General features: G+C 70.2%; 12 protein-coding genes and 1 tRNA gene. 9 read left to right on the forward strand and 4 right to left on the reverse strand.

Annotated elements, in window-relative coordinates; genetic code table 11:
* Positions 1-4 precede the first annotated feature (4 nt).
* From AB0K73_RS12635 to AB0K73_RS12645, 3 genes are all read left to right on the forward strand, one after another.
* Entirely contained in the window at positions 5-2,926 is a 2,922-nt protein-coding gene (locus tag AB0K73_RS12635) for a UPF0182 family protein (RefSeq protein ID WP_360513387.1), read from the forward strand.
* 13 nt (positions 2,927-2,939) lie between these two features.
* The gene (locus AB0K73_RS12640; protein WP_360513385.1) at positions 2,940-3,374 is read left to right on the forward strand and encodes a hypothetical protein; all 435 of its coding nucleotides are present in this window, start codon (positions 2,940-2,942) and stop codon (positions 3,372-3,374) included.
* A gap of 62 nt (positions 3,375-3,436) precedes the next feature.
* Positions 3,437-3,510 (forward strand) — tRNA-Met (locus tag AB0K73_RS12645).
* Positions 3,511-3,591: 81 nt separating this feature from the next.
* Here AB0K73_RS12645 and AB0K73_RS12650 read toward each other — a convergent pair.
* Positions 3,592-5,289: an AarF/UbiB family protein gene (locus tag AB0K73_RS12650; protein WP_360513383.1), complete on the reverse strand. Its 1,698-nt coding sequence runs from the start codon at positions 5,287-5,289 to the stop codon at positions 3,592-3,594.
* A 37-nt stretch (positions 5,290-5,326) separates the two neighbouring features.
* Positions 5,327-5,896, reverse strand: a complete 570-nt coding sequence (locus AB0K73_RS12655) for a PadR family transcriptional regulator (RefSeq protein WP_360513381.1) — start codon at positions 5,894-5,896, stop codon at positions 5,327-5,329.
* Positions 5,897-6,038: 142 nt separating this feature from the next.
* Here AB0K73_RS12655 and AB0K73_RS12660 point away from each other — a divergent pair, with 142 nt between their 5' ends.
* Positions 6,039-6,527 carry a hypothetical protein gene (locus tag AB0K73_RS12660; RefSeq protein ID WP_360513379.1) on the forward strand — a complete coding sequence of 163 codons (489 nt, stop codon included), beginning with the start codon at positions 6,039-6,041 and terminating at the stop codon, positions 6,525-6,527.
* Positions 6,528-6,542: 15 nt separating this feature from the next.
* Here the strand turns inward: AB0K73_RS12660 and AB0K73_RS12665 are convergent, their stop codons facing one another.
* Positions 6,543-7,238: a hypothetical protein gene (locus AB0K73_RS12665; protein WP_360513377.1), complete on the reverse strand. Its 696-nt coding sequence runs from the start codon at positions 7,236-7,238 to the stop codon at positions 6,543-6,545.
* 124 nt (positions 7,239-7,362) lie between these two features.
* Here AB0K73_RS12665 and AB0K73_RS12670 point away from each other — a divergent pair, with 124 nt between their 5' ends.
* Complete coding sequence (locus AB0K73_RS12670) at positions 7,363-8,190, forward strand: carbon-nitrogen hydrolase family protein (protein ID WP_360513375.1); 828 nt, start codon at positions 7,363-7,365, stop codon at positions 8,188-8,190.
* On the opposite strand, the gene AB0K73_RS12675 is transcribed toward AB0K73_RS12670, so the two are convergent.
* On the reverse strand, positions 8,177-9,412 hold the full coding sequence (locus AB0K73_RS12675) for an aminotransferase class I/II-fold pyridoxal phosphate-dependent enzyme (protein ID WP_360513373.1): 1,236 nt from the start codon (positions 9,410-9,412) through the stop codon (positions 8,177-8,179). The genes AB0K73_RS12670 and AB0K73_RS12675 overlap by 14 nt on opposite strands.
* 165 nt (positions 9,413-9,577) lie before the next feature.
* Here AB0K73_RS12675 and AB0K73_RS12680 point away from each other — a divergent pair, with 165 nt between their 5' ends.
* From AB0K73_RS12680 to AB0K73_RS12695, 4 genes are all read left to right on the forward strand, one after another.
* Positions 9,578-11,278, forward strand: coding sequence for a trypsin-like peptidase domain-containing protein (locus AB0K73_RS12680; RefSeq protein WP_360513372.1), 1,701 nt, complete (start codon positions 9,578-9,580; stop codon positions 11,276-11,278).
* 96 nt (positions 11,279-11,374) lie between these two features.
* Positions 11,375-12,430, forward strand: a complete 1,056-nt coding sequence (locus AB0K73_RS12685; protein ID WP_360513371.1) for a glycosyltransferase family 2 protein — start codon at positions 11,375-11,377, stop codon at positions 12,428-12,430.
* A gap of 5 nt (positions 12,431-12,435) precedes the next feature.
* A complete protein-coding gene (locus AB0K73_RS12690) occupies positions 12,436-13,248 on the forward strand; it encodes a CDP-alcohol phosphatidyltransferase family protein (RefSeq protein WP_360513369.1) in 813 nt (270 codons plus the stop codon).
* The gene (locus AB0K73_RS12695) at positions 13,241-14,164 is read left to right on the forward strand and encodes a glycosyltransferase (RefSeq protein WP_360513701.1); all 924 of its coding nucleotides are present in this window, start codon (positions 13,241-13,243) and stop codon (positions 14,162-14,164) included. Before AB0K73_RS12690 ends, AB0K73_RS12695 begins: the two co-directional genes overlap by 8 nt.
* Positions 14,165-14,223: the final 59 nt, after the last annotated feature.

Genomic DNA, 14,223 nt, shown 5'->3' on the forward strand with positions numbered 1-14,223 from the left:
GAGATTGTCAGCACAGCCGCAAGCACCGAGGATTCCGCGCCGACGCGCCCCCATCGCCGTCACGATCGGGGTACTGGCGGTGCTCGTCATCGCGTTCTTCGTCTTCGTCGGCCTCTACGCCGACGTGCTCTGGTACGACCAGCTGGGATTCCTCCCGGTCCTGACCACTGAGTGGATCGCCCGCGCGGTGCTCTTCGCGATCGGGTTCGTGGCGATGGCGGTGCCCGTCTGGGCATCCATCCAGCTGGCGTACCGCACCAGGCCCGTCTACGCCAAGCTGAACTCGCAGCTCGACCGCTACCAGGAGGTGTTCGAGCCGCTGCGCCGCCTCGCCATGTACGGCGTGCCCGTCCTGCTCGGCGTCTTCGCGGGCGTCTCGACGTCGAGTCGTTGGGAGCTCTCGCTCACCTGGCTGAACCGCACGCCGTTCGGCACGACCGACCCGCAGTTCGGGTTCGATGTCGGCTTCTTCGTCTTCGAGCTGCCGTTCTACCGCTCGATCGTCGGGTTCGCCTCGGCCGTGGTGCTGCTCTCGCTCCTGCTCGTCATCGCCACCGCCTATCTCTACGGCTCGATCCGGGTGAGTGGCCGCGAGGTCGTCATCTCGAAGTCGGCGCGTGTGCAGATCGCCATCACGACGGGCGTGTACCTGCTGCTGCAGGCGGTCAGCATCTGGCTCGACCAGTACGCCACCGTCTCCGAGGCCGGGCCGATCATCACCGGTGCGGCATACACCGACGTCAACGCCGTGATCCCCGGTCGCGGCATCCTCGCGGCCATCGCCGCCGTGGTCGCGGTGCTCTTCTTCATCACGGCGGCCATCGGCCGGTGGCGGCTGCCGCTCATCGGTACCGCACTGCTCGTGGTGTCGAGCATCATCATCGGGTCGTTGTATCCGTGGGTCGTGCAGCGGTTCCAGGTCGACCCGAGCGCCAAGACGCTCGAGGCGCCGTACATCGAGAAGGCCATCGACTCGACGCGCGAAGCGTACGACGTCGCCGGCCTCGAGCTCACCCCGTTCGAGGCGAAGACCGACGCAGAGCCCGGCGCGCTGCGGTCCGACGCCGAGACCACGGCGAACATCCGTCTCATGGACCCGCTGGTGATCAGCCCCGCGTTCCGGCAGCTCGAGCAGTTCCGCCAGTACTACCAGTTCCCCGAGGCGCTCGACGTCGACCGCTACGAGATCGACGGTGAGACGCGCGACACCGTCGTGGCCGTGCGCGATCTCGCACTCGACGGACTCGGCGACGCGCAGACCTGGTTCAACTCGCACATCGTCTACACCCACGGCTACGGCTTGGTTGCGGCGGCAGGCAACCAGCGGTCGGTCGACGGCCAGCCCGTGTTCCTGCAGTCGGGCATCCCGTCGTCGGGCGCGCTCGGCGAGTTCCAGCCGCGCGTGTACTTCGGCGAGGACTCGCCCGACTACTCGATCGTCGGCGCGCCCGAGGGCGAAGACCCGGTCGAGCTCGACTATCCGGCGGGCGGCGACAGCGAGCGGGAGACGCGCACCACGTTCGAGGGCGACGGTGGGCCGAGGCTCGACAACGTCTTCACGAAGCTCGCGTACGCGCTGAAGTTCCAGTCGGAACAGATCTTCCTCTCCGACGCCGTGAACAACGAGTCGCAGATCCTCTACGACCGCGACCCGATCGACCGAGTGCGCAAGGTCGCGCCGTACCTGACCCTCGACTCCGACACGTACCCCTCCGTCGTCGACGATCGGATCGTCTGGATCGTCGACGGCTACACGCTCACCGACCAGTACCCGTACTCCAACAAGGTGAGCATGAGCGAGGCGATCGCCGACAGCGAAGGCCTGCCGACCGCGCTCCCCTTCGATGAGGTCAACTACATCCGCAACTCGGTGAAGGCCACCGTCGACGCCTACGACGGCTCGGTCACGCTCTATGCGTGGGACGAGGAAGACCCGATCCTCCAGACCTGGCAGAAGGTCTTCCCCTCGACGCTCGAGCCCATGGAGGAGATGTCGGGCGAACTCCTCAGCCACGTGCGCTACCCGGCCGACCTGTTCAAGATGCAGCGCGCCGTGCTCGGGCGCTACCACGTGACCGACCCGGGATCCTTCTACTCCCGCGAGGACGCCTGGACGACGCCGAGGGAGCCGACGGCAGGAGCGAACGCGACGCTGTTGCAGCCGCCGTACTACCTCACGATGCAGATGCCCGGTCAGGAGGCTCCGTCGTACTCGCTCTACTCGACGTTCATCCCCGAGGCACGCGGCGAGCAGAGCCGCAACGTGCTCCGCGGGTACCTCGCGGTCAACTCCGACGCCGGCTCCACCGACGGCGAACGCGCGGAGGACTACGGCAAGCTCCGACTCCTCGCGCTGCCCGAAGACGACAACGTGCCCGGGCCCGGCCAGGTGCAGAATCAGTTCGACGGCGACCCGAGCATCTCGGCCCAGCTGAACATCCTGAAGCAGGGCCAGTCCGACGTGATCAACGGCAACCTGCTCACGGTGCCGGTGGGCGGCGGTCTGCTGTACGTGCAGCCCGTCTACGTCCGCTCGACCGGCAACACGAGCTACCCGCTGCTGCAGAAGGTGCTGGTGGCGTTCGGCGACCAGATCGCCTTCGAGGACACGCTCGACCTCGCCCTCGACGTGCTCTTCGGCGGCGACTCCGGTGCCGACGCCGGCGACAACGAGGTGGATCCCGACGCCGAGCCCACGACCCCGCCCGCCGACGGCGAGGGTGAGCCGACGACGCCGACGACGCCCGCCGAACCCAGCGATGAGATGCAGGCCCTCCTCAACGAGGCCAACCAGGTGCTGCAGGAGAAGCAGGCTGCACTCGCCGCGGGCGACTGGGCGGCCTACGGAGCCGCCGACGATCGGCTCGCCGAGATCATCTCGGAGCTGATCGCGCTCAGCGAAGCGGAGGCGGAAGCGGCGCAGTGAGCAGGGCCGCCGCGTGACCGATCCGATCGACCTTCGCGGCGGCCACTTCCTGAAGCCCGGCGGCCGGCTCTTCTTCGCCGACGGCCACCCTGCCGCATTGGTGTTCGATGGCGACGACGGACCCGGTGGCATGCCCACGTTCCAGTACGCGTACGCGAAGGCCGGGCCCGACGTGATCGAGGACGACTCCGACGACGCCGACCCCGAGGCGCGACTTCCGCATGCCCGCACGTGGGAGTGGATGCATCCGCTCGGCGAGGTCTTCGGCGCCCTGCGCGAGGCGGGCCTCGCGATCGACGAGTTCACCGAGCACTACGAGGTGCCGTGGCAGCCCTTCAGCGTGACCGAGCCGAAGGGCGACGGCATGTTCGGCTGGCCCGCCGAGCAGTGGCCGCCGCCGTCGTACGAGCTGGTCGCGTCGGCGCCAGCGTCGGCACCGGGCTCCTGAGCCTTCGGGGTCGCCCTCGATTGGACGAGTGATGAACCTCCTGCTAGTGTTATCTCTTGTGCCGCGGGGTGGAGCAGTTCGGTAGCTCGCTGGGCTCATAACCCAGAGGTCGTAGGTTCAAATCCTGCCCCCGCAACAGATGAAGGCCCGGAATCCTCGGATTCCGGGCCTTCGTGCTTTGCGGCGCGAGCCCTGTCGCGGGTCGATGCCGGCCTGCTCATCCCGGCCCGCGTCGGCCGACCACTCCCGCGAACAGGGCGTGCAGCAGCGGCGCCGCCGACGCCACCATCAGCACGTTGCCGAAGACCATGTCAGCGGGACGCAGCAGGATGCCGCCGATGAGCAGCCCGGCGAACAGGATCGCCGAGACGACCCGCCGCCCGGTGCGTTCGAGCCGCCGGAGACGCTGGTCGAGGCGCGGTGTCTCCACGGCGAGCTTGCCGTCGTCGATCCGGGTGACCAGGTCGTCGATGCGGCGCGGCAGGCGAGCCACGACGCCGGCGACGGAAACGGCCTCCTGCCCGAAGGCCCGGACCACGCCGCCACCCTCGTCGCGCAGCAGCCGAGCGGCATAGGGCTCGACGGCATTCCAGACGTTGAACTGGGGATCGAGGCCGCTGCACATCCCGGAGGTGAGCGACACCGCGCGGATGATGAGCAGGAAGTTCTCGGGGAGCTGGAACGGCAGCGAACGCATCGTGTCGCCGAACTCGATGGCGAACCCGCGGAGCTCGCGTTCGTCGATCTGTCGGAGCTCCGCGAATCCCATTCCGCCGAAGCGCGCGAACAGCTCGGTCATGGCCCGCTCGAGTTGTGCGGTGTCGGCGGACGGCAGCAGCACCCCGAGACCTTGGATGCTGTCGACGAGTTGCCGCCCGTTGCGTGCGGCGACCGCGATCAGGAACCGCTGCAGTCCCTGACGCAGGGCGTCGGGGACCTCGCCCATCATCCCGAAGTCGACGAATGTCAGGACCCAGCTGCGTCCGGCGGGGCCGGTACCGACCGGGACGGGCGTGACGAAGATGTTGCCGGGGTGCGGGTCTGCGTGGAAGAAGCCGTTCACGAACAGCTGGTCGAACATCACGGTCGCGAACTCCGCCGCGACCGCCGACGGGTCGATGCCGGCGGCGCGCAGCCCCACGAGGTCGTTGATCTTGATCGCGGTCACGTCCTGCAGGGTGAGCACGCGCCGCGTGGTTCGCTCCCACGCGATCTCGGGGACGCGAACGCGCTCGTCGTCGGCGAACGTCTCGGCGAATCGCTCGGCGTTCTGCGCCTCGTGCAGGTAGTCGATCTCCTCGAGGCTGGTCTGGGCGAACTCCTCGACCAGCTCGGGGAGGTCCACGTGGCCCGAGACGAGCTTCACCCGGTTCAACCATCCTGCGACCCGGCGCAGCGCAGCCAGGTCCACGGCGATGATCGCCTCGATCCCCGGCCGCTGCACTTTCACCACGACCTCCGCGAATCCGGTGTCGGTCGCCACCGCGGGCGCCAGGCGGGCGCGGTGGGCCTGGCCGAGGGATGCCGCCGCCAGGGGCGACGGATCGAAGAGGGAGTACGCGTGCTCCAACGGAACACCGAGCTCGGATTCGGCGAGGGCGCGGATGCCGGCGAACTCCTCCGGAGGAACCTCGTCCTGGAGTCCTTCGAGCTCCTTCGTGATCTCGGGCGGCAGCACGTCGAGTCGGGAGGACATGAACTGCCCGACCTTGATCATCAACCCGCCGCGCTCGACCGCGAGCGTGTGGAAGTTCCGCGCGATGCGCCGGAGCCGCGCCGGACGCCCGCGTGCGGCCATCCGTGACAACCCGATCCAGGGCAGGACGAGCTCGAACCACCAGGCCTGAGCCATGTACCGCAGCGCGAAGCGCATGAGCCGCCGGTAGCGGGCGCGCATGTGCCTGACGTCGGCCATCGAATCTCCTTGACGCCGACGTGCTCGCGGCACGCGGTCAGCCTTGGGCGAGGATCGAATACAGCCTACGTCGGGCCTCGTCGAGCACTGCGACCGCTTCCGTCACCTGCTCGGGCGATCCACTGCGTGCCACCTGGGCGGCGGCCTGGGCCAGCTGGGCGCCGGCCTTCGGAATCGCGGTCGCGCTCGTGGCATCCCGCTTGCCGGACATCTCCCAGGGAGCCGAACGGTCCTTCGACTGCTCGGTCTCCTCGCGCCCCGCGTCGGTCAGCGAGTACGTCTTCCTGCCGCCGGACTCTTCCGCCGTGATGAGCCCCTCGTCGGTCAGCATCTGCAGCGTCGGGTACACCGAGCCCGCGCTCGGCTTCCACGCGCCGTGGCTGCGCTCCTCGATCTCGCGGATGATCTGGTAGCCGTGCATCGGCCGCTCTGCCAGAAGCGCGAGTACGGCCGCGCGCACGTCACCTCTCCCCATGCGGGTGCCGACACGCTGCTCGAAGACATCCTTCAGCTGATCCATCGCCTCCCACAACCCGGCACCTGACCACCCTGCGCCGGGTCCGCGAGAATGCGACCCGAATGGATCCCCGGAGTACGAACCGTTCATGACGACCTCCCTGCGAACGTGGCCTCGTTCGGCCCTAACGATATATAACGATACATCGCTCACGTGCGCCGAGCCAGTGCTCGGTTCCCTGGCCGGGACCTTCGGCCCGTGGCGCCGAGCAGCCCAGCCGCATCATGGGGCCATGTCCACGAATCCGCGGCCGTCGTCGTCCACGTGGGCGACCGCTCGGCCGCGTGCGTCCGGCCGGCGGACCGGCTACGTCGCCGCGATCGTGGTGAACGTCGTGCTGTTCCTCCTGATCAACGCGTGGCCGACGTGGCGGGCACTGCCGTTCCTCACCGAGGCGACGCTCGAGCTCATCCCGCTCGTCGATCTCTCCCTGCTCGCCGGTGTCGTCGTCAACGTCTTCAACCTCGTGCTCGATCTCACCTGGGTCAAGGCTGTGGGAGAGGTCATCACCTCCGTGATCGCGCTGATCATGCTCGCGCGGTTCTGGGCCGTGTTCCCCTTCGCGTTCCCGGAGCCGGGCTTCGACTGGGCACTGCTCACGCGGGTGGTGCTCGGCGTCGCCATGGCAGGCTGCATCATCAGCGTGATCGTGCAGGTCGTGGTGCTCGTGCGACTCGGGGCACGGAGTCGCCCGGGGCGGCCGGAGCAGGCGCCGGACTGAGACGGGACCGGCCGCCTAGACGCCGGCGCCGTTGATGCGGAACGGCACGGTGACGATGTTGGAGGCGACACCGATCTCCTCGAGGTCGTGCTTGTCGATCACGCCGTCCTGGTTCGCGTCGGGCACCACCGCCGGTGCGTCGTCGAGGACGCCGTTGCCGTTCAGGTCGTCCACCACGGCCACGGTCAGCACGGTGTCGACGTCTTCGCCGGCGATCGCCGCGCCGACGAGCCAGGTGTCCCAGATCTCCGCCGCGACGCTGGAGCGGTCGGTGATCCCGGTGAGGTTGAACAGGTTGGCCAGGTTGGTGCCCGGTCCGGCGAAGCCCGGGCGAGTATCGTTCGTCGTCGACGTCAGCACCACGAGCCCCGGCACCCGGTCATCGGCGCCCGTCGAGAAGGTGCCGGGGAACGGGGCGACGTTGTTGTGCGTCGCGGGTCCGGTGAGCTGGAGCCCGGTGAAGCCCGCCGCGGCGAGCCCGTCACGGTACTCCAGTGAGAGGTCGACGAACCAACCGGCACCGTCGATTCCGGCATGGTCGCCGCGGCTGGGCGCCAGCACGTCCACCTTGACGGCGGTGTCGTTCGGATTCGCCTGGTCCTTCGCCGACGCGTCGGACGCGGACGCGGCCGAGGTCGAGGCGATGACGGCGACGGCGAGTGCTCCGGCGGCGACGGTGACGGTCGCAAGACGGGTCATGTTCTGCTTCACGGGATCTTCCTTCGGTCGGTGCGAGTACCACGTGGGGCGGTGATTCCCGTCCCTCCCCGTAAGACGAGGCCGACGGCGAATCGGTTCACGCGACGCGACCGGCGGCGGGCATAGGCTGTTCCGCATGGCCGACACGACCCCGACGGATGCCGGTTTCGCGATCGCCGTGGCACAGTTCGCGCCCGGCGCCGACGCCTCAGCCAACCTGGCCGAGATCGAACGTCTCGCCGCCCTCGCCGTCGGTCGCGGTGCGCGCCTGGTGGTCTTCCCCGAGTACTCGAGCTACTTCACGCCGACGCCCGACGAGTCGTGGAAGGTTGCCGCAGAGCCCGTCGGCGGCCGGTTCACGACGGCGCTCGCCGCGCTCGCCGACCGGCTCGACGCGCATCTCGTGGTCGGCATGATCGAACGGCTCGACGATGACGAGCCGCGCGTCGCGAACACGGTCGTGGCGGTGGCTCCCGGCGCCGGTGTCGTCGCCCGTTACCGCAAGCTGCACCTCTACGACGCGTTCGGGCAGCGCGAGTCGGAGTGGGTGGCGCCGGGCGAGATCGGCGCGCCCGAGGTCTTCGAGGCGGGCGGCATCCGCTTCGGCCTGCAGACCTGCTACGACGCGCGCTTCCCCGAGATGACCCGGCGCATCGTCGACGCCGGCGCCGACGTCGTGTGCATGCCCGCCGAGTGGGTGCGCGGCCCGCTGAAGGAGGCGCACTGGCGGGTGCTCACCACCGCCCGTGCGCTCGAGAACACCGTGTACGTCGCGGCGGCCGACCACGCCCCGCCGGTCGGGGCGGGCAACAGCATGATCGTCGATCCGATGGGCGTCGAGGCGGCCACGATCGGCGAGGCGACGGATGTCGCGGTCGCATGGGTCTCGCGTGAGCGCATCGAGCGGGTGCGACGGGTGAATCCGGCGCTGGAACTGCGCCGGTTCCGCGTCACCGAGCGCTGAGCGCGGCGAGCCGCGACGACGCCTCCTCGAGCACGTCGCGGCGCTTGCAGAACGCGAACCGCACGAGGTTTCGGTACGCGTGGCGACGGTCGGGGTGCACGAACGCCGAGACGGGCACGCCGACGACGCCGGCCCGCTCGGGCAGCTCCCGGCAGAACACGGCACCGTCGTCGTAGCCCAGCGGGGCGGCGTCGGCGACGATGAAGTAGCCCGCGTCGGGCAGCGCGACGGTGAAGCCCGCCGCCTCGAGGCCGGTTGCCAGCACGTCGCGCTTCGCGCGCAGGGTGGCGGCGGCATCCGTGAACACCGCATCGGGCAGGCCCAACCCCAACGCGATCGCCGGCTGGAACGGAGCACCGTTCACGTACGTGAGGTATTGCTTCACGGCGAGCACGCTCGTGACGAGGTCGGCCGGTGCGGTGAGCCAGCCGATCTTCCAGCCGGTGGTGGCGAAGGTCTTGCCCCCCGACGAGATGGTGATGGTGCGCTCGCGCGCTCCGGGCCGCGTCGCGATCGGCCGGTGCGGCACGCCGAACGTGAGGTGCTCGTAGACCTCGTCGGTGACGATGACCGCGTCGTGCCGCACCGCGAGTTCGATGATGCGGTCGAGCACCTCGTCGGCAAGGACCGTGCCCGTCGGGTTGTGCGGCGAGTTCACGAGGATCATGCGGGTGCGGTCCGTGACCGTGGCCTCGAGCTCGGCGAGGTCGACGCGCCAGTCGCGCCGGTGCTGCTCCGACGACCAGTGCAGCGGAACCGCGCGGTGCACGCCGCCGGCGCGCGCGATGAGCGCCGCGTACGCGTCGTACGAGGGCTCGAAGGTGACGACCTCGTCGCCGATGTCGACGAGCGCGAGGATCGTCGCCGCCAGCGCTTCGGTGGCACCGGCGGTCACGAGCACCTCGGATGCCGCGTCGACCTCGATCCCGTACCACCTGGCCTGGTGCGCGGCGATCGCCTCGCGGAGCACGGGTGCGCCGATCCCCGGCGGGTATTGGTTGACGCCGTCGGCGATGGCCTGACGGGCGGCCTCGAGCACCTCGGCCGGGCCGTCCTCGTCGGGGAAACCCTGCCCCAGGTTGATGGCGCCGGTGCGCTGGGCGAGCGCGCTCATCTCGGCGAAGATGGTGGCGGCGATGGTGCCGTCGGCAGCGAGGAGCCCGGCACCGGCGGCGGTGCGCTGCCACGGGCGGAGGCCGGGTGCGGGGGAGAAGTCGCTCACCTTCTCACCGTACGTCAGGCTTCGGCCGCTACGCTGGCGCAGGGGTTGCCGGGCGGATTCCGTCCTCGGTCGAAACACGGCTGAGGGATAGCCCGCTCACAGACTTCGCCGATGCCGCACACAGGTTCCGGCCGGATGCTGGCATCGCCTTGGAAGGAGCAGACCATGACCGACACCACCGATGGCCCCACCGGCGAGGCCCGCAAGGGCGAGGTCGCCGAGACCGCCCCGACGAACCCGCCTGCCGGGAACGCCGCCGTTCGCGGGTCTGCCGAGACTCCTGCGCCGCCGGCAACGCCGACGTCCACTGCAATGCCGCCGGCAACGCCGCCGTCAACTGCAACGCCGCCGTCCGCTGCCACGCCGCCTGAGGCGGCTCCGCCTGCGTCTGCCACCGGCACCGTGTACCACCCCGGCCAGGCGCCGCAGCCGTACCACGCGCCGCACTACGAGCACCAGGGCGCCCCCGCTGGTGGAGACACCCGTCCGCTCCAGGGTGACGTCCCGCCGGCGTTCGGCGGGCCGCGCCCGGGAGAGACCCAGCCCACCACCCCGCTGGCCGGCGTGCCGCCGTACCGCACCGATGCCGGCGGCCCCGGTGGTCCCGGCCACCACGGAGGACCTGGAACTGCTGCCGAACCCGCTCCGAAGCAGCGCCGCGTGGGCCTCGGCGTCGCGGCCGCGATCGTCGCGGCCGCCCTCATCGGCGGCGTCTCCGGTGCGGGTGTCACGGCCATCATCACCGCGAACGACTCACCCGTGACGAACGGCGGCTCGGGCACCCCGCAGAACATCGTCGTGAACGACACGGACTCGGTGAACCAGATCACCGCGGTCGCAGCGAAGGCGAGCCCGAGCGTCGTCACCATCTCGGTCTCGGGGAGCCAGGCCGGCGGCACCGGCTCGGGCATCATCCTCTCCGACGACGGCTACGTGCTCACGAACACGCACGTCGTGACGCTCGACGGTGCGACCGGCGACCCGGCCATCAAGGTGGAGACGAGCGACGGGCGACGATACGACGCCGAACTCGTGGGCACCGACCCGCTCTCCGACCTCGCGGTCATCAAGCTCGTCGACGCCTCCGACCTGACGCCGCTCGAGTTCGCCGACTCCGACGAGCTCAACGTCGGCGACACGGCGATCGCCATCGGCGCGCCCCTCGGCCTCTCGGGCACCGTCACGAACGGCATCATCAGCGCGCTGAACCGGTCGATCGACGTCGCCTCGTCGGCGGCGCCCACCACTCCCGACGACCAGGGCGAGGGCGATCAGGGCGAGGGCTCCGAGAGCCCATTCGACTTCTTCTTCGACCTGCCCGACCCCGAGGGCGGCCAGCAGCAGCCGCAGGGCAACGCGGGCCGGGTGTCGCTTCCGGTGATCCAGACGGATGCCGCCATCAACCCGGGCAACTCGGGCGGCGCACTCGTCGACTCGGAGGGGCGCCTGATCGGCGTGAATGTGGCGATCCTGTCGGCCGGCGGCGCGGCCAGCGAGGCCGGCAACATCGGCGTGGGCTTCGCCGTGCCCTCGAACCTCGCCGAGCGCATCGCCAAGGAGATCATCGAGAACGGGTCGGCGACGCACGGCCTCCTCGGCGCGACCGTGACGGCGGCCGAGACCGACGAGACGAGCACCATCGTCGGCGCCCTCATCTCCGAGGTCACGCCGGGCGGCGCCGCCGAGCAGGCGGGCCTCCAGGCCGGCGACGTGGTGACCGAGTTCAACGGGGTGCCCATCACCGACCAGACCGACCTCACCGCGCAGGTGCGTGCCATGCCGGGCGGCGCGGAGGCCGAGATCACCTTCACCCGCGACGGCGACTCGAAGACGGTCGACGTCACGCTCGGCACCTTCGAGGGCTGATCCACACGCCGGCGGGCCGGGGCTCCAGGGCCCCGGCCTTCCTCGTTCGCCGGGCACGTGACTGCTAGGCTCGATCGACCCGAGCGAGTGAGGAACATGCCCGAGCAGCACCACCCGGCGACACCCTCGTCGCTCATCGGCGTCTCGTATGTCATGCCCGTGCTGAACGACGTGACGCACGTGCGTGTCGCCGTCGAATCGATCCTCGCGCAGGACTACGAGGGGCCCGTCGAGGTGCTCATCGCCCTTGGTCCGTCCATCGACGGCACGGCCGAGCTCGTCGCCGATCTGGCGCAGCGCCATCCCGACGTGCGCGTGCTCGAGAACGAGGTCGGGTCGACGCCGGCGGGCCTCAACATCGGCATCCGGGCAGCGCGGCATCCGGTCGTCGTGCGCGTCGATTCGCATTCGATGCTGCCGAGCGACTACGCACGCATCGCCGTCGAAACGCTCGAGCGCACCGGCGCCGACAACGTGGGCGGCATCATGGCCGCCCGGGGCGAGACGCCCTTCGAGCAGGCCGTCGCCCTCGCGTACACCACCAAGGTCGGACTCGGCGGGTCGGCGTTCCACGTCGGCGGCGAGGAGGGTCCCGCCGACACCGTGTACCTCGGGGTGTTCCGGCGCAGCGCCCTCGAACGGGTCGGCCTCTTCGACGAGACCATCAAGCGCGGGCAGGATTGGGAACTCAACCGACGCCTGCGTGAGACCGGCGGCACGGTCTGGTTCACGCCGGCGCTCGGCGTGACCTACCGGCCGCGCTCGACGGTCGAGCGGCTCGCTCGACAGATGTTCTCGACCGGGCTCTGGCGCGGCGAGCTCGCACGGCGGTTCCCCGCTTCGAACGGCCTCCGCTACTTCGTGCCGCCCATCATGGTCGTGGGCGTCGCGCTGGGGGTGCTCGCCGGCATCGGCGGCATCGTGCAGGCCGCCATGGACGTCGCGCCCTGGCTCCTCCTCGGCTTCGCCGTGCCTGCCGTCTACGTGCTGTTCGTCATCGTTGCGACGCTGGTCTACGGGCGCGGACGGGGCACACGCACCGCCGCCTGGTTTCTCGTAGTCTTGCCCTGCATACACGTGTCGTGGGGGGTCGGCTTCGTGCTCGGCTACCTCTCGCTCACGAGCAACATCGCCAAGCACACGGGAAGGTGACGACGATGTCACACACCGGTCAGGCCGCCGCCAGGCCCACATCGATCGCCGAACTCCGGGCCGTCACCCAACCCCCCGAGGTGCGCGGTCGTCGCAACGCCGAGCATTGGACGGCATCGCTCTACCTGCGACGCTTCTCGCCGTACCTCACCTGGCTGTTCCTCAAGACATCGATCTCGGCCAACGGCGTCACGGGGCTCATGATCCTCGTCGGCTGGTCGACCGCGGCGGCGCTCCTCATCCCGGGCGTCTGGGGTGCGCTCCTCGCCGTCGTGCTCGGACAGCTGCAGATGCTCGTCGACTGCTGCGACGGCGAGGTCGCCCGTTGGCGCCGCACGTCGTCGCCCGCCGGTGTGTTCCTCGACAAGGTGGGGCATTACACGACCGAGGCGCTCATCCCGATCGCGCTCGGCATCCGCGCCGCCGCCTACCCGCTCGAATTCCCGGCCGACTTCCTCTGGACGACGCTCGCCGCGCTCCTCGCCCTCGTCATCGTGCTGAACAAGGCGCTCAACGACATGGTGCATGTCGCCCGCGCGAACGCCGGCCTGCCCAAGCTCGCCGACACCCACGGCGAGACGGCGCCGCGTGGCGGCCTCATCGCGAAGCTCCGCAAGGCGGCACGGTTCCTGCCCTTCCACCGCCTCTACCACTCCGTCGAGCTCACGCTCATCGCGTTCGCCGCGGCGCTCATCGGCCTCGTCGTCGGTCAGCCGCTCGTCGACCGCATCGTGGTGGCCGCGCTGCTGCCGCTCGCGGTGCTCTCGCTCCTCGGTCACTTCATCGCGATCATGGCGTCCCGCCGTGTCCGTGCCTGAGCCGGCGCGCGCGTCGACGGGATCAGCGAACCGTCCCCACCGTCCCGACGTCGGCGTGGTGGTGCTCACCATGGGCACCCGGCCCGACGACCTCGCCCGCGGCATCCGGAGCATCCTCGATCAGGAGCACGTGACCGTCGACGTCGTCTGCGTCGGCAACGGCTGGGACCCGGCGACCGCCGACCCGGCGCTGCCCCCCGGCGTGAAGACCCTGCACCTACCCGAGAACCTCGGCATTCCCGCCGGACGCAACCGCGGGGTGCCGCACGTGTCGGGCGAGGTGCTCTTCTTCCTCGATGACGACGCGTTCCTGCCCGATCGGCGATTCCTGGCGAGCGGATGCCGCCTCCTCGCCGATCGGCCCGAGCTCGGGCTCGTCCAGCCCCGGGTCGTCGACCCCACCGGCCGGATGTCGCCGCGTCGGTGGATCCCGCGCATTCGCAAGGGGGACCCCGCGCACTCAAGCGCCGTGTTCTCGTGCTGGGAGGGCGCGGTGCTGATGCCCCGAGCGGTCTTCGACGCCACGGGCGGCTGGGCCGCCCCGTTCTTCTACGCGCACGAGGGCATCGAGCTGGCGTGGCGGGTCTGGGACACGGGCCATGTCGCCTGGTACGCGGGCGACCTCCAGGCGGGGCATCCGGTGATCGACCCGGCCAGGCACGCGTATTACCACCGGCTCAACGCCCGTAACCGCGTGTGGCTCGCGCGCCGCAACCTGCCCGCCGTGCTCGTGCCGCTGTACGTCGGTTCGTGGACCGCGATCCAGGTGCTGCGCTGGGCGCGCAACCCATCGGCGCTGCGCGCGTGGTTCGGCGGCTGGCGCGCAGGGTGGCGGGAGGATCCGGGGGAGCGGCGGCCCATCCGCTGGCGCACCGTGTGGCGCATGACGCGCGCCGGACGTCCGCCCGTGGTCTGACGCGTAACGATCGGCTCTCGATCGGCACTCGGTGGTCGAGACCGGCGCCACCGGGACAT

Origin of the sequence: Agromyces sp. NPDC052230 (genome assembly GCF_040679595.1) — a bacterium.
Taxonomy (GTDB): domain Bacteria; phylum Actinomycetota; class Actinomycetes; order Actinomycetales; family Microbacteriaceae; genus Agromyces.